The sequence below is a fragment of the Aggregatimonas sangjinii genome (assembly GCF_005943945.1).
GTDB lineage: Bacteria > Bacteroidota > Bacteroidia > Flavobacteriales > Flavobacteriaceae > Pelagihabitans > Pelagihabitans sangjinii.
In genome coordinates, this window is record NZ_CP040710.1 from 1,904,959 (window position 1) to 1,920,587 (window position 15,629).

13 protein-coding genes are annotated in these 15,629 nt (G+C 42.4%); 11 read left to right on the plus strand and 2 right to left on the minus strand.

All coding sequences use genetic code 11. The features are described 5' to 3' along the window. Window positions 1-9 precede the first annotated feature (9 nt). The 8 genes from FGM00_RS07820 to FGM00_RS07855 all read left to right on the plus strand — a co-directional run bounded on the left by FGM00_RS07820 (window position 10) and on the right by FGM00_RS07855 (window position 11,275). The gene (locus FGM00_RS07820; protein ID WP_138852359.1) at window positions 10-696 is read left to right on the plus strand and encodes an LOG family protein; all 687 of its coding nucleotides are present in this window, start codon (window positions 10-12) and stop codon (window positions 694-696) included. A 6-nt stretch (window positions 697-702) separates the two neighbouring features. Continuing rightward, complete coding sequence (locus FGM00_RS07825) at window positions 703-3,552, plus strand: gluzincin family metallopeptidase (RefSeq protein WP_317130268.1); 2,850 nt, start codon at window positions 703-705, stop codon at window positions 3,550-3,552. Between the two features lie 160 nt (window positions 3,553-3,712). Then, window positions 3,713-6,124 (plus strand): alpha-ketoacid dehydrogenase subunit alpha/beta, encoded by a 2,412-nt coding sequence (locus FGM00_RS07830; protein WP_138852360.1) that lies wholly within the window; start codon window positions 3,713-3,715, stop codon window positions 6,122-6,124. A gap of 52 nt (window positions 6,125-6,176) precedes the next feature. Continuing rightward, window positions 6,177-7,352 carry a helix-turn-helix domain-containing protein gene (locus tag FGM00_RS07835; protein ID WP_236262970.1) on the plus strand — a complete coding sequence of 392 codons (1,176 nt, stop codon included), beginning with the start codon at window positions 6,177-6,179 and terminating at the stop codon, window positions 7,350-7,352. A gap of 122 nt (window positions 7,353-7,474) precedes the next feature. Next, window positions 7,475-7,963 carry a hypothetical protein gene (locus FGM00_RS07840; protein ID WP_138852361.1) on the plus strand — a complete coding sequence of 163 codons (489 nt, stop codon included), beginning with the start codon at window positions 7,475-7,477 and terminating at the stop codon, window positions 7,961-7,963. Window positions 7,964-7,983: 20 nt separating this feature from the next. Beyond that, window positions 7,984-8,469: a DoxX family protein gene (locus FGM00_RS07845; protein ID WP_138852362.1), complete on the plus strand. Its 486-nt coding sequence runs from the start codon at window positions 7,984-7,986 to the stop codon at window positions 8,467-8,469. Window positions 8,470-8,608: 139 nt separating this feature from the next. Next, on the plus strand, window positions 8,609-10,867 hold the full coding sequence (locus FGM00_RS07850) for an aminotransferase class III-fold pyridoxal phosphate-dependent enzyme (RefSeq protein ID WP_138852363.1): 2,259 nt from the start codon (window positions 8,609-8,611) through the stop codon (window positions 10,865-10,867). A 33-nt stretch (window positions 10,868-10,900) separates the two neighbouring features. Further along, window positions 10,901-11,275 (plus strand): DoxX family protein, encoded by a 375-nt coding sequence (locus tag FGM00_RS07855; RefSeq protein ID WP_138852364.1) that lies wholly within the window; start codon window positions 10,901-10,903, stop codon window positions 11,273-11,275. A gap of 22 nt (window positions 11,276-11,297) precedes the next feature. On the opposite strand, the gene holA is transcribed toward FGM00_RS07855, so the two are convergent. Next, window positions 11,298-12,299, minus strand: a complete 1,002-nt coding sequence (gene holA / locus FGM00_RS07860; protein WP_138852365.1) for a DNA polymerase III subunit delta — start codon at window positions 12,297-12,299, stop codon at window positions 11,298-11,300. 26 nt (window positions 12,300-12,325) lie between these two features. Here holA and FGM00_RS07865 point away from each other — a divergent pair, with 26 nt between their 5' ends. From FGM00_RS07865 to FGM00_RS07875, 3 genes are all read left to right on the plus strand, one after another. Next, window positions 12,326-12,772 (plus strand): type I restriction enzyme HsdR N-terminal domain-containing protein, encoded by a 447-nt coding sequence (locus FGM00_RS07865; RefSeq protein WP_138852366.1) that lies wholly within the window; start codon window positions 12,326-12,328, stop codon window positions 12,770-12,772. A 12-nt stretch (window positions 12,773-12,784) separates the two neighbouring features. Beyond that, window positions 12,785-13,786 (plus strand): glycosyltransferase family 2 protein, encoded by a 1,002-nt coding sequence (locus FGM00_RS07870; RefSeq protein ID WP_138852367.1) that lies wholly within the window; start codon window positions 12,785-12,787, stop codon window positions 13,784-13,786. A 96-nt stretch (window positions 13,787-13,882) separates the two neighbouring features. Beyond that, a complete protein-coding gene (locus tag FGM00_RS07875) occupies window positions 13,883-14,734 on the plus strand; it encodes an OmpA/MotB family protein (protein WP_138852368.1) in 852 nt (283 codons plus the stop codon). A 69-nt stretch (window positions 14,735-14,803) separates the two neighbouring features. Here the strand turns inward: FGM00_RS07875 and FGM00_RS07880 are convergent, their stop codons facing one another. Next, window positions 14,804-15,424 carry an L-threonylcarbamoyladenylate synthase gene (locus tag FGM00_RS07880; RefSeq protein WP_138852369.1) on the minus strand — a complete coding sequence of 207 codons (621 nt, stop codon included), beginning with the start codon at window positions 15,422-15,424 and terminating at the stop codon, window positions 14,804-14,806. Window positions 15,425-15,629 lie beyond the last annotated feature (205 nt).

Sequence of the window (15,629 nt, forward strand, 5' to 3'; positions counted from 1 at the left end):
TCACATTTAATGAGAAAAGAACAACATCATAAGGGCTGGAATGAATTGAAAACCAATGATTCGTGGGCCATATTCAAAATTATGGGCGAATTCGTTAATGGGTTTGAACGCATGAGCACCATTGGCCCCTGTGTTTCTATTTTTGGTTCCGCTCGTACTAAAGAGAACGACGCTACCTACAAGTTGGCGGTTAGCATAGCCAAAAGTATCGCGGAAGCCGGATACGGAGTGATTACCGGTGGCGGTCCCGGCATTATGGAAGCAGGTAATCGCGGGGCCCACCTGGCAGGAGGTACTTCCGTAGGGCTGAACATCGATTTACCGTTTGAGCAGCACGACAACCCTTACATCGATGGTGATAAGAGTCTTGATTTCGATTACTTTTTTGTGAGAAAGGTAATGTTCGTTAAATACTCCCAAGGTTTTGTAGTAATGCCGGGTGGTTTTGGCACCTTGGATGAGCTCTTCGAGGCAATTACCCTTATACAGACCGCTAAAATTGAACGATTCCCAATCATTTTGGTCGGTACGAGCTTCTGGTCAGGACTTATAGATTGGATTAAAACGACCATGCTCACAGCTGGAAATATCAGTGAAAGCGATATGGGACTCATTCATATCGTCGACACCGAGGAAGAGGTGGTCGAAATCATTGACGCGTTCTACAAAGGACATCAGCTTAGCCCAAATTTCTAAATTCGTTTGAAAAAAATTTCCCTCGCATATGGTATTGTAGCTGCTCTGTTCATTTTATTCGGAACAGCGGAGGCATGGGCACAGCATACCAATAAGCTTGCGGCAATTCTAAACGGGGACACCAAGGAAATTAGTATAAAGCAGGAATTTACGTTTCTTAATACCTCGCAGACCACCTTGCAAGAAATTTACTTTAACGATTGGGCAAATGCCTATTCAAGTAAAAATACCGGGCTGGCCAAGCGCTTTGCCGAAGATTTTAGAAGAAGTTTACATCTGGCCAAGAAAAAAGAACGTGGGTACACCAAAATAATGAGTGCGGTAGATAGCAACTATGAAGGCCTCCGATACAAGCGTACCAAGGATAAGGATATTATCAGAATACAGCTGAACGAACCTTTGGCACCCAATGAGAGCACCAAGGTATTCCTGACTTATACGGTAAAACTTCCACCGGATAAATTCACCTCTTTTGGTTATGACAATAAGAATGGCTACTATTTAAAGGATTGGTACCTTACCCCGGCCATTTTTGATGGGGAATGGCAACTATACTCGAACAAAAATCTGGAAGATTTATATACCGGTCTTACCAATACGACCTTAAACTTCACCTTTCCGGAAGGAACATATCTAGCGTCGAACTTTAAGAGCACCCAAATAGTGACCACCCCACAGGGTCAACAAACGCAACTGGTCGGTAAAAACCGTAAAAGTTGCGAAATTATCCTCAGCCCGGAAAAAAAGTTCATCACCCACGTAACCGATGCGATATCGGTAACCAGCGATATTGAAGCGTCCCGTTATGATAAAATCTCGCAGGGCCTTTCAATCTTTAAGATAACCGAGTTCATTGCCGACAATCTAGGCAAGTACCCCCATGACCACTTATTGGTCAGTGAAATTGATTACGCTAAAAGTCCGCTGTACGGTTTGAACCAGCTGCCTTCGTTTATAAGGCCCTATGAGGATAAGTTTCAGTTTGAAATGAAATTCTTTAAAACCGCATTGCGAAGTATACTAGCCGAGTCGTTGTATCTAAATCCTAGAAAGGAACAATGGTTAAACGATGCGATAGCGAATTACCTAATGATCGCCTATGTAGAGCAGCATTATCCCGATCAAAAGTTATTGGGAAAGCTGTCAAAAATTTGGGGCATACGTAGTTTCAATTTAGCGAAAATGGGTTTCAACGAACAATATCCATTCTTATACAATTTAACGGCTAGGACCAATAAAGACCAGCCGCTTACCGAGTCGAACGATTCACTCATAAAATTCAATCAGAAAGTAGCGAATAAGTACAAGGCAGGACAAGGATTGTCGTATCTCGCCAGTTATATCGGCAAGGACAAAGTAGATAGTAGTATCAAGACCTTTTACCGATTTTTTAAAACACAACGTACGACAACACAGGATTTCAAATCGATATTGAAAAGAAGCTCGGACGTCAATATAGACTGGTTTTTTGACACCTACGTCTCTACGGACAGGAAAATAGATTTCAAAATCAAAGAAGTCGAAAAATTAGTCGATTCGCTGCGGGTCACTATTAAAAACAAAGAAGAGACAGACGTACCCATTTCGCTTTTCGGGTTGAAGAATGATTCAGTAGTGTCGAAATATTGGTTTACCGGTGTGGATGAAATTAGCACTTTTACGATCCCAAGAAATGGTGAGGAAAAATTGGTGCTGAACTATGACCAAAAAATCCCAGAATTCAATCAGCGCGATAATTGGAAGTCGTTGGGCGGATTTCTATCCGGTAATAAAAAACTGAAGTTTACTTTCTTCAGGGATTCCGAGAACCCTTATTATAATCAGGTTTTTTACGTGCCCATAGTAAATTTTAATATTTATGACGGGTGGACACCAGGTTTACGATTCTATAACAAGACACTCTTGCAGCGTCCTTTTGTTTATGATATCGCCCCTGCCTATTCCTTTCGGGAGAAGGCCCTTGTGGGTTCAGGTAGGATCAGCTACATAAAATATTTGAGCAAAAGCGGACTGTATGTCGCAAACTACAGCTTACGTGGCTCAACGTCTCATTTCAATGTGAATTCGCGTTATTCAACCGTTACGCCTTCTATCAGTTTTGGTTGGCGCCCGAAGTATTTAAGAAGTAACAACAGGCAGTCGTTGTTGTTTCGTTATGTCAATATTTTCCGTGATTTGGACGAAGGGGTAATAGCTGCCGGCGATGCTCCGGAAACACCGGACTACAGCGTGTTCAATATTAGGTACCGAAATGTGGACAACAACATTCTGGATTACAAATCGATGCTCGTAGACTTTCAGCAGGCCGACAAATTCACTAAGCTATCCTTGGAATTGGAATATCGCAAATTATTTGAAAGCAACCGCCAATTCAACCTTAGGGTCTATGCTGGCAAGTTTTTGCGAAATAAGAGCGATTCGGACTTTTTTAGTTTTGCGTTGGATAGACCGACCGATTATCTGTTCGACTATGGTTATTTGGGTCGTTCCGAAGGCTCTGGAATATATAGCCAACAGATCATTATCGCCGAAGGCGGCTTCAAATCTATCTTGGATGAAAGGTACCGCTTTTCGAATGATTGGTTGGCGACCATGAACACCAGTGTCAACCTTTGGAAATGGATAGAAGTATATGGTGACCTAGGCTATGTAAAAAACAAAAACCTCCCTGGTAAATTCGTATACGATTCCGGGATACGGTTGAACTTGGTCACCGACTATTTTGAACTCTATCTCCCCTTCTATTCCAATAATGGTTGGGAGATAGCGCAACCCGACTACGGTGAAAAAATCCGTTTTGTAGTTACCGTTGATTTAAAAACGCTTGTCGGGCTATTTACAAGGGATTGGTTTTAAAAATTATCAAATTCGCAGAAACCAATTGATTATTTCTTGAATGCTTGGAAAATGTGCAGTCTTTTATTTCTATTATTGTTGATATCTTAATATTTTAAAGGATTTTACGGTTGCAAAAACGAGATGGTTTTGATAATTTTGCCCTAAAGCCGCATCGTCGATGAAAATTTCTTCCAAGACCAGTAGTGACATTTCTTTTGAGGATTTCAGGAAACAAATCCTTCAGGATTACGAGACAGCCTACCTAAGCCGCACCTGCAGTCTTATCGGTCGTAAGGAAGTATTGACGGGGAAGGCCAAATTCGGGATTTTCGGTGATGGCAAGGAGCTCCCACAGCTGGCCATGGCCAGGTCTTTTCAGAACGGGGATTTCCGCAGTGGGTATTATAGAGACCAAACTTTTATGATGGCCTTGGGACTTCTAAAGCCCAAAGCATTTTTTCACGCCCTGTACGCCACTACCGATATCGAAATGGAACCCATGAGCGCAGGCAAGCAAATGGGTGCCCATTTTTTGACCTACAGCTTGAACGAAGACGGTAGTTGGCGTGATTTGACTAAACAAAAGAATAGTAGTTCGGATATTTCATGTACCGCGGGTCAAATGCCGAGATTGCTTGGTCTTGCGCAGGCATCTAAAATGTACCGGCAGCTGGAAGATGTGAAAACCGAAAAGTTTTCTGAAAATGGTAACGAAATCGCTTGGGGAACCATAGGCAATGCCAGTACAAGCGAGGGTATGTTCCTTGAAACCGTCAATGCGGGTGGTGTTTTACAGGTACCTATGGTCATTAGTATCTGGGATGATGAATACGGCATCTCGGTTCCTGCGAAATACCACACTACCGGAGAGGATATCTCTAAAATGCTCAGTGGGTTCCAACGTGGAAAAGAGACCAAAGGATACGAGATTCTTAAAGTAAAGGGGTGGGATTACACCGCTTTGATGCATACCTACCAAAATGCGGCCGACATTGCTCGTGAGGCGCATGTTCCCGTCATCATTCACGTGTATGAGCTAACCCAGCCCCAGGGACATTCTTCCTCAGGTTCCCATGAACGCTACAAGGACGACGCCCGTTTGCAATGGGAAGCCGAAAATGACTGCAACAAGCGATTTAGGGAATGGATTCTCAGTTCGAACATTGCGACGGAAGAGGAACTCTTACTCACCGAAAAAAGGGTAAAAACCGAAGTGCGATCGGCCCGAAAGCAAGCCTGGGCAGAATCGATCGAGGAACAAAAGCAACGAAAGAAGGAATTAGTCGTGCTTTTGGAACAAGCGGCGCAAAACAGTATCAACAAAAACTTCCTCTCCAAGGTGAAGAACGACCTTATCGCCCTCGAGGAACCCATTAAAAAGGATATGGCCGTAGCTGGGCGAAAAGCGTTACGGTACCTTTTGGGAAATACGTCTACGGAGAGTCAAAATCTTAAAAATTGGATCAATGATTTTCTAGCGAGTAGTCAACCCAAATTCAGCAATAATCTATACAGCGAATTACCTACCAGAGCCACGAACATACCCGCGGTTCTTCCAAAATATGCTTCCGATCCCGAAATGGTGGATGGCCGTATCATCTTAAGGGATAATTTTGACAAGTTATTTCAAAAATATCCTGAAGCCCTAGTTTTTGGTGAGGATACGGGAGCGATTGGCGATGTTAATCAAGGGCTGGAAGGCCTACAGAAGAAATATGGCGAATTGCGCGTCGCGGATACGGGTATTCGCGAAACGACAATTATCGGTCAAGGTATCGGTATGGCATTGCGGGGCTTGCGCCCAATAGCCGAAATTCAATACCTCGATTATATTTTCTATGCGCTACCAACACTTACCGACGATTTGGCCTGTCTGCGTTACCGTACCTCTGGAAAACAAAAAGCACCTTTGATCGTTCGTACACGGGGCCATCGTTTGGAAGGTATCTGGCATTCGGGCTCGCCAATGGGCGGACTTATTCACCTGCTGCGGGGTATGTATATTCTATCTCCCCGTAACATGACCCAGGCCGCGGGCTTTTACAATACGCTAATGAAAAGCGATGAACCGGCCTTGGTTATCGAAAGTTTGAACGGATATCGATTAAAGGAAAAACTGCCGAACAACCTAGGAGAACTCTGCACGCCGATCGGAGTCATAGAAACCTTGAAAACCGGCTCGGACATTACTTTGGTGTCCTACGGTTCCACTTTGCGGATCGTTTCACAAGCCGCCGAGGAATTGAAAGAGGTCGGTATAGATGCCGAAGTGATCGATGCGCAATCCTTGCTACCTTTCGATATCGATGGGCAGGTCGTAAAAAGTGTACAGAAAACGAATCGACTATTGGTCATCGATGAAGACGTTCCAGGTGGCTGTGCCGCTTATATTTTGAATGAAATCGTAGAGAAGCAGGGTGCCTATCAATATTTAGACAGTGCGCCGCAAACCCTGACCGCTAAAGCACACCGACCAGCATACGGTAGTGACGGAGATTATTTCTCCAAACCGAACGCAGAAGATGTATTCGAAAAAGTGTACGCCATAATGAACGAGGCGAATCCGGAAGATTATCCCAATTTACGCTGACCAATAGTTTCAAGTCCGACTTTTTTCTATATTTAGAAACAATAAACGGTTGATGTTTCTAGCCTTTCCTGAATTTAATATTTGGAGTTCTCCCCTTCTGATTTTGACGCTGCAAGGATTGATTTTTGCAGCATTGATTATGAATAGGTACCGAAAACGAAAGAACCTTTCCGATGTATTTCTTTTTTTTATTTTAATCGTTACTTGTTACCACCAGACATGCTATACCTTGGGTTTTATGGGTTGGTACGATACCTTTAGGAATACCAAAATCAACTACGCCCTTATTACTCTATCCATAGCAATTGCCCCGCTGATCTATCTGTATGTTAAATCGATGACCATGTCGTCGTTCGCCTTTCGAAAAAAAGATTGGCTTCACTTTTTGCCCGTATTCACAGTGATTTTGTACCGAATCATCATTTTTAGCTTAGACGCTTTAGAACCTGGATTTGCACAGACCCAAAACGGTTACTTGAAAATCAACTTGGATGAACCCTATTTTCTTCCGGTCTACAGTACATTTAGCTACATACAGAACATCCTGTATCTTGCCTTTACGGTTCAACTTTTCTACAATTATCGAAAAAAGATAAACGAATATTTTTCCAACACCTTCAAACTAGAACTCAATTGGATTCGAAACTTCCTGTTGCTGTACATTATTTTGTTTCTGTATGATATCGTTCAAACGATTATTGGAACTATATTCATGGACCTTAATTACAGACAACGCTGGTGGATGACCTTTTTTACAGGGCTGGTTATTATCTATGTCGGAATCAAAGGGTTCTTTACCAACACTTCCAAACTCAAGAAATTGGATTTTAGTTTTTCCCCAAAACGCGTAGCGATTCCGGAAAACGCATCTACTTCGGCAAAAACCGTCTCTCCGGAAGCCATGCAGCACATAAAATGGTTGATGGAAGAAGAAAAGCCTTATTTGAATCCAGAGCTCGATCTGTCCGATTTGGCAAAAGCGGCAAAACTGACAAGAGGTCAACTTTCGGAAATCATAAATTCAGGCTTTGGCCAAAACTTCAACGATTTTGTCAACGGCTATCGCGTTGAAGCCTTTAAGAACATGCTCAGTGATAATAAACACCAACAACTCTCCATTCTCGGAATAGCCTATGAATGCGGTTTCAACAGTAAGGCTACGTTCAATAGGGTATTTAAAAAAATCACCCACTCCTCCCCATCGGAATTTCTAAAAACATTCAGTTGAATCCCACAAGCCTTTAATTTAGGACGTCTCAAATCGTATTTGATACCTATTCATACGATTTGAAGCGCACTTCATGTGATTGATTTGCAATTTTGAGCTGTTCAATCTTAAAAACAATCACAATGAAAACATTTGCACTAGTTCTTCTAACGGCGCTCTTTACCACACCGCTACTCGCACAAAATTCGGTAACTATTTCAGAGCTCGATTTCTTGGATAACACCTCTTGGAACGGAAACCTCATGTACATAAACTATGCGGACGGTCAAGAGGTCAACCTAAGAACAACGATGCAAATACGTATCACAAAGAACGCCATACAAATGAACACGCAGTTTACCGATGAACCGGGGGCTAATTCGAAAAGCATCATCAAACTGAAAAAGGCCGGCACCTATTTTGGGGCAGAAAAAATCATAGCTCGCGAGAAACTTAAGAACGGCTCGCTACAAATAACGACATCATATGATGGAAATGATGACAATAAGCCAGCCACCATACTGAAAACCTATCTCTTGGGAGAAAAAGAGCTCATTATCACTAAGGAAGTGAATTTTAAGGATTCAGAAGACGCACTAATCAGAAACCGATACACCTATATCAAATTGTAATCGATCCAATTACAAGCATTATGAAAAAACTATTTAAATTACTAATCAGCCCGATAACCCAAAAATATTGGGTAGCAGACGCACTATTCGGAAGCATCCGATTTATTTGCGGAATGTTGCTGACTTTGGATTTCGGATCTTCCAAGTTCGGTATGCCCTGGACATCCGACGGCCAAAATTTAAGACTGTTCGAAGTCGCTGCCTGGTTTCCGGAAGATGTTGCCGAATATGGTGGGGTGTTCGCCCTAGCCCCTGTATTCTTCGCCTGGATGGGCGCATTTAGTGAGGCTGTTGGGGGCTTGTTTCTTGCGTTTGGCCTAAATACCAGAATCGCTGCCTTTCTTATTATGTGTACCATGCTGGTCGCCATATTTATGCAGAAATGGGGTGGCGGCACTTGGGGTATGCTGCCTGCAATGGGTTTTTTATGGATATCGGTCTATAACTTACATCTCGGTTCGGGACGCTTTGGCCTTGACTTTCTTATCGCGAAAAAATTGAATTAAATGATAAAACACGAAAGGGCAAGTGGAATGGAAGCTGTCCGGGAGATAATCCGCAATAACTGAAATTTCATAAAGTCTCTTTCCTATTTCGTTTTAAAAATAGTTCATTTGTGCTAGTTTTAAACTACAAGATGACTGAATGGATCCGAACGATATTTTACAATCGCATTTTGGCTTTGCCAATGCCAAAGTAACACCCCTTGAGGGTTATGACAGTATCAATTTCAAGATTGTATCCGATAAAGGTACTTACGTTCTCAAACAGTATCAGCTTGGCAAACAGATAGGCGAATTACTCGCTGCCGAAGATGCAATTCTTAATTCACTGTCCACAATCAAAAACTTGGATTTTCCTGTACCGATAAAATCAATATCAGGTGATTCGACTGTAGTTGAAAACGGGTTTTTGTTTCGGCTTTTGAGTTACGTGGATGGCGAGTTTTTGGGAAATGTAACCCATACCCCTGCCCTGCTCCGTTCATTGGGTACTTTTATGGCGCAATTGGATAAAAACCTCTACGACAGCTACCACGCCCCCATCTCTGCAAAGGAAATACAATGGGATCTGCGCTATTTCAAACGCAATCATAAATATCTAAAGTACATCCCAAATGCCAAGGACCGCAGTTTGGTCGATTATTTCTTCGTACAATTTGATGAACATATTTATCCGATTCAGGATCAATTTCGAAGAGGTATAATCCATAATGATGGCAATCATTGGAACGTACTTACCAAAAACGGCGAAGTAAGCGGCATTATCGATTTCGGGGATATGTGCCATTCCTGGTTGGTCAATGAAGTGACGATTGCCATTACCTACGTGATGATGGGCAAATCTGACCCATTGGCGATTGCTGCTCACGTCATCGAAGGATATCATTCCGTTTTTCCGCTAACTGAAAAAGAGATAAACGCCATCTATTATTTGGTGGGCGCACGACTTTGCACCAGCGTATGCAATTCCGCCTACTCCAAAACGCTAAAGCCCGATTCGGAGTACATCACTATCAGCGAGAAACTAGCTTGGGAGCTGCTCAGAAAGTGGTTGACGATAAATCCTATTAAAGCAGCGAATAGGTTTCGCAGGGCAGCAGGTTTCTCCATAGAAAGTCCAATATTTTTAAAAGACCAGCTAAAGCGTCGAGATCAATTTTTCAGTAAGGCGTTTTCGTTGAGTTACAAGGAGCCAATTCAAATGCATCGGTCGGCTTTTCAATACATGTACGATGCCGGTGGAAATACGTTTCTCGATGCCTATAACAATATCATGCTCGCCGGACATTCGCACCCTACCGTGGTCCGGGCAGCTCAAAAAAATATGGCGCGGTTGAATACCAATACCCGTTATGTGTACGAGGAGCTTTTGTCGTATGGGGAAAAGCTTTTGGAACGGTTCCCCCCTGCGCTGAACAAGGTCTTTTTCGTGAATTCGGGGAGTGCCGCCAGTGATTTGGCGATACGTCTCGCCATGACACATACAAACCGAGAGAAAGTCATGGTGCTGGAGCATGGGTATCACGGCAATACGCGAATCGGTATCGATATTAGCCATTATAAGTACGAACATAGTGGAGGGTCCGGAAAGCAGGATTATATTATTGAAATACCGATGCCGAATGCCTTTGGAAGCGGTTTTAAGGATAACGGCGCTGCTGGGGCCCACTATGCAGGGTTAACCGCCAAAAAACTAAGGGAAAATGAAAATCGTATTGCCGCCTTCATTGCTGAACCCATTGTCGGCTGTGGTGGTCAGGTGCCCTTGGCAAAAGGCTATCTGAAGGAGGTATATCCGCAGATAAGAGCGCAAGGTGGTATCTGTATCAGTGATGAAGTACAAGTCGGTTTTGGTCGACTGGGCGATTATTTCTGGGGATTCGAAATGCATGAAGTGGTTCCCGATGTGGTCATTTTGGGGAAACCCATGGCGAATGGGCATCCTATAGGCGCAGTGGTTACCACTTCCGAAATCGCGGAAAGCTTTGCCAATGGACTGGAATTTTTTAGTTCATTTGGTGGAAATCCGGTTTCCTGCGCAATTGGTAATGCCGTATTGAAGGTCATCGAAAACGAAAAGCTACAGCAACATGCGAAAGTAACGGGGGATTATCTCAAAGAGTTGCTGCGCGACCTGCAACAAAAATGTCCGCAACTTGCCGATGTACGGGGTCATGGACTTTTTATCGGTGTTGAGATTTTTGATGATGCCGGGAAGCCGAATACTGAATTGGCGTCCCACATCAAAAATGAACTGCGGCAAAAACATATTCTTATCGGCACCGACGGGCCCTATGACAGCGTTTTGAAAATCAAGCCTCCCCTGTCTTTTACTGCTGCTGATTGCGAAATCCTGGTTGGAGCAATTGAATCGGTATTGCACGATAGTCATAAAAATTGAATACTTTTGGGTCTGTTCCAAAAAACGACAAGAATGAATACTACGCTTTTGAAAGATATCGGCCTTGCTATTCTAAGGGTAGGCATATCGGCTATGATGCTCGTACATGGCTATGGAAAATTACAAATGCTCATTAATGGCGAGGAGTTCGGAAATCCCATTGGTATTGGTGCTACACCTTCGCTGTTCTTAACGGTAATTGGCGAATTCGTATGCCCTCTTTTGATCATAATAGGCCTAAAAACGCGTTTAGCGGCAATACCGGCTGCCATTACTATGGCCGTTGCCGCATTTATAGTACATGGTGCCGACCCTTTCCAGAAAAAAGAATTGGCGCTGCTCTATTTTGTAGTGTTCGTTGTGATCGCTTTGACCGGTCCCGGAAAATTCAGTATCGATAAAAGATAGATCAGCTGTTCTTAGGTATTTCCTAAATAATTTTCACCAGTAGTTCTTTCAGTAAATCTGCCTGTGGAAGAGCATTTGCATTCACTCCTTTCCCCTTTAAATCCATTTCGCGAAGGTGGGAAACGATGCCGCTGACCTTTTTCATAGGATAATTGCGTGCCGCGGTTTGAAACTCCCCTACAAAAAATGGACTTATGCGCAATACACTGGCCACGTTTTTAGAAGAGTGGTCCTTTAGGCCGTGGTACTGTAGTAATTGCGAAAAGAAGGAATACAAAAGGGAGACCGTCAATACAAACGGATTGTCTTTTGGGTTTTGCGCAAAGTAGTTGATAATACGGGTCGCTTTTACCACATTGCGTTCCCCTATTGCCTTTTTCAATTCGAAGTTGTTGTAGTCTTTACTAATGCCGATGTGTTCCTCGATGTGCACCGGTGTTATTTCGGTATTCTTTGGTAGAACTAAAAACAATTTATTCAATTCGTTGTCGATTTTCCCTAAATCCGTTCCCAGGAATTCTACCAATAAAATGGCGGCTTTTGGCGCGATACGGAATCCTTTTCCGCTCAATGTCCTTCGAATCCAATCGGCGACTTGATTTTCATAGAGTTTTTTGCTCTCGAATAATTTCCCGCTTTTTTGAATCGCCTTGTATAACTTTTTGCGTTTGTCCAGCTTTTTATACTTGTAGCAGATGACCAGTACCGTAGTCGGTTGGGGATTATCGGCATACGATAACAAGTTTTCGATGGTTCGCGATAAGTGTTGCGCTTCCTTGATGATGAGTACTTGTCGTTCGGCCATCATCGGGTAACGCTTTGCATTTCCGACAATATCATCGATACTGACATCCCTTCCATATAATACGGTTTGGTTAAAGCCCTTTTCTTCTTCGGTAAGCACCGTTTCTTCTATATATTCAGCGATTTTATCGATATAATAGGCTTCTTCCCCGAACAGAAAATATATCGGTTTTATATTTCCGCCCTTTATTTCGGTTACGATGCGTGCTGCTTCATCCATGCAAAAAAAATCATCAACTTTGTACCATGCAAGCCTTGAACTTTTCGGCCTATGATTTTCGCCTCAAAAATAGCGAAAATAAAGTCCATATTTTTGATGTCATCCGTAAAAAATTCGTCGTTTTGCAACCTGAGGAATGGGTACGGCAACACGTCGTACATCATTTGATCGTGGATAAAAAATATCCCCAGAGCCTCATTAACGTCGAAAAACAACTGACAATCGGTCGTATTAAAAAACGATATGATGTCGTCGTCTTTAAACCGGACGGAAGTATCGCACTCTTGGTAGAATGCAAATCCCCCTCCATAAAAATCAATCAGCAGGTTTTTGATCAGATTGCACGGTATAATATGCAATTGAATGCCACCTACCTTATGGTTACCAACGGCCTTGACCATTATTATTGCGAGATGGACTATACCGAAGAAAAATACCGCTTTTTACAGGCTATTCCTGATTTTAGCCGTTAATTTGCTATCGTTTTGAAAATCGCCGTCGTTATACTCAACTGGAATGGGGAGCTTTTGTTGGAAAGCTACTTGCCCTCCGTTATGGAATTTTCCAAAACGGCCGATATTTATGTGGCTGACAATGCTTCTACAGATAATTCAGTAGCCTTTGTCACTGAAAACTATCCTGATATACAAATTATACAAAATTCAGATAACGGTGGTTTTGCCAAAGGGTACAACGACGCTTTAAAGCATGTTGATGCCGATGTGTTCTGCTTATTGAATTCGGATGTTGAAGTTACCGAGAATTGGTTGATACCAATTGAAAAGCTGCTGGCCCAGCACAGTAATATTGCTATCGTTCAACCTAAAATACTGGATTTAATGCGCCGCGACCATTTCGAATATGCTGGGGCCGCTGGCGGGTTTTTGGATAAATTGGGTTATCCGCTTTGCAGAGGACGTATTTTTCAAGCCTTGGAAAAAGATGTAGGCCAATATGATGACTCTTCGGAAATATTTTGGGCCACAGGTGCTTGTATGTTCATTAGAAGCGATATTTTTCGGGAACTTGGAGGCTTTGATGAGGATTATTTTGCACATCAGGAGGAAGTAGATCTCTGCTGGCGCGCAAAAAACAGGGGGCATCGTATTTTCTACGTCGCCGAATCGAAGGTGTTTCATTTAGGTGGTTCTACGCTAAGCAATATGAATCCTAAGAAAACCTATCTCAATTTTAGGAATTCCCTTTTCTCAATCACCAAGAATCTACCACCACGTAAGGCATTTACCGTGATTTTTCTTCGGCTGATACTTGATGGCGTGGCGGCATTGCGTTTTGTTTTCCAATTCAAGTTCAACCACTGCTTTGCCATACTGCGCGCCCACCTTAGTTTTTATAGGCAATTCAGGTCGATGTATCGCAAACGGGAAAAAGCCAATTTTATATTAAAATACTATGTTGTCAAGTCCATAGTATGGTCGCATTTCGTAAATCAGATAACAAAGTTCAGCATTTTAGTAAAACATTAACTAATTTTGAAATTGTTGAGTACTGTGAATAAATAATTTTGCAGCGGCTAACAAGACTTATACCAAAATAGAAACAATTAATTCTAGAATTTTATTATGAAAAAAATCATCTTAGGCTGTTTGGGCGTAACGCTTTTATTGTCATCATGCGTATCTCAGAAGAAATATGCGGAATTGGAGGCAAAGCAAAAAGAAACACAAGACCTTTTAAATTCTGCTACGGTTAAACTAAATGACTGTTTAGAGGAGAAAGCTACTGCTACTTCGAAATTACAAACATTACAGGACCAAAATTCTTTTTTAAAGGCGAACAACCAAGAGTTGATCAACAATATGGGTAATTTAACTACCCTGACCACAAAAGGTGCAGAAAACCTTGAGAAGTCGTTGGAGAGCTTGCAGGAAAAAGATTTGACCATCCGTAAACTAAATGACGCGATTACAAGAAGGGATTCCGTAAACCTTTCTTTGGTGCAAAGCCTTAAAGGGGTTCTGGGTAACCTGGACGATGAAGATATCGAGGTAAGCGTAGAGAAGGGTGTCGTATTCGTTTCCATATCCGATAAATTATTATTTAGCAGCGGTAGCTACAATATCACCAGTAGGGCAAAAGAAGTTTTGGGCAAAGTCGCCAAAGTGGTCAACAACAAACCGGATTTCGAATTTATGGTCGAAGGCCATACGGATGATGTTCCTTATCGTAAAGGTGTTTTGTTGGACAACTGGGACCTAAGTACAAAACGTGCCACGGCAGTAGTTCGGATTTTGCAGAACGATTATGGTGTAGATCCAAAGCGTATGACCGCTGCAGGTAGAGCTGAATATGCTCCTATCTCGGCTACTGAAAAGTCAAGAAACCGTAGAACGCGAATTGTTGTACTTCCGAAAATAGACCAGTTTTATAGTATGATCGAAGAAGGAATGAAAGATCCAGCGATCAACGACTAACATCGTAAATTGAAAAAATAAAAAGGTGTGCTTTACGGCACACCTTTTTTTATGCAATCGTTTTATACTTTAAAAAATATCCAAATTCCCTTTACCTTCCCGAACAACCTCTGGTTCAGCTGCCGACAAATCGATTATGGTTGAACCTACATTGCCGCCATAACCACCATCGATTACGATATCCACAAGGTTTTTCCATTTCTCGAATATCAATTCGGGGTCGGTCGTATATTCCAGTAATTCATCTTCGTCCCTAATGGATGTTGACACAATAGGATTGCCTAAGGCCTCAACGAGCGCCTTGCAAATCGAGTTATCAGGAACACGTATTCCCACTGTTTTCTTCTTCTTGAAATCCTTGGGTAGATTATTATTTCCCGGAAGGATGAAGGTATAGGGTCCTGGGAGCGCCCTTTTTAATATTTTAAAGGTGGCAGTGTCTATTTGACGTACATAGTCGGAAAGATTACTCAAATCGGCACAGAGGAACGACCAATTGGCCTTGGCCAATTTAATACCCTTAATTCTTGCAATTTTTTCCAGGGCCTTGGTTTTGGTGATATCGCAACCTAGGCCGTATACGGTATCCGTTGGGTAAATAACCAACCCGCCTTTCCGCAACACATCCACTACCCTTTTAATTTCCTTAGGGTTAGGGTTTTCATCATATATTTTTATAAACTCGGCCATATATTACACTGAAGATATAGTATAACAAAATACGCCATAATTTTTAGTTTGAAAGATTTAAATCAGTTCATTATGCAATTACCCAGCCTCGCAATGTAGAACCGCCGGGAAGCGCAGACCTCGAAGACCATCTCGGTGTATGTGAACTGAAATATGTGTAACGGCTTGACGCTTTGCGAAGCCTAGATTAGAATAATAACAACTT

Bases quoted from the DNA above. Each gene is read 5' to 3' on its own strand.
- FGM00_RS07820 (WP_138852359.1), top strand. From the start codon at position 10: ATGAGAAAAGAACAACATCATAAGGGCTGGAATGAATTGAAAACCAAT.
- FGM00_RS07850 (WP_138852363.1), top strand. From the start codon at position 8,609: ATGGATCCGAACGATATTTTACAATCGCATTTTGGCTTTGCCAATGCC.
- FGM00_RS07845 (WP_138852362.1), top strand. From the start codon at position 7,984: ATGAAAAAACTATTTAAATTACTAATCAGCCCGATAACCCAAAAATAT.
- holA (WP_138852365.1), bottom strand. From the start codon at position 12,299: ATGGATGAAGCAGCACGCATCGTAACCGAAATAAAGGGCGGAAATATA.
- FGM00_RS07830 (WP_138852360.1), top strand. From the start codon at position 3,713: ATGAAAATTTCTTCCAAGACCAGTAGTGACATTTCTTTTGAGGATTTC.
- FGM00_RS07875 (WP_138852368.1), top strand. From the start codon at position 13,883: ATGAAAAAAATCATCTTAGGCTGTTTGGGCGTAACGCTTTTATTGTCA.
- FGM00_RS07855 (WP_138852364.1), top strand. From the start codon at position 10,901: ATGAATACTACGCTTTTGAAAGATATCGGCCTTGCTATTCTAAGGGTA.
- FGM00_RS07880 (WP_138852369.1), bottom strand. From the start codon at position 15,424: ATGGCCGAGTTTATAAAAATATATGATGAAAACCCTAACCCTAAGGAA.
- FGM00_RS07840 (WP_138852361.1), top strand. From the start codon at position 7,475: ATGAAAACATTTGCACTAGTTCTTCTAACGGCGCTCTTTACCACACCG.
- FGM00_RS07835 (WP_236262970.1), top strand. From the start codon at position 6,177: ATGTTTCTAGCCTTTCCTGAATTTAATATTTGGAGTTCTCCCCTTCTG.
- FGM00_RS07865 (WP_138852366.1), top strand. From the start codon at position 12,326: ATGCAAGCCTTGAACTTTTCGGCCTATGATTTTCGCCTCAAAAATAGC.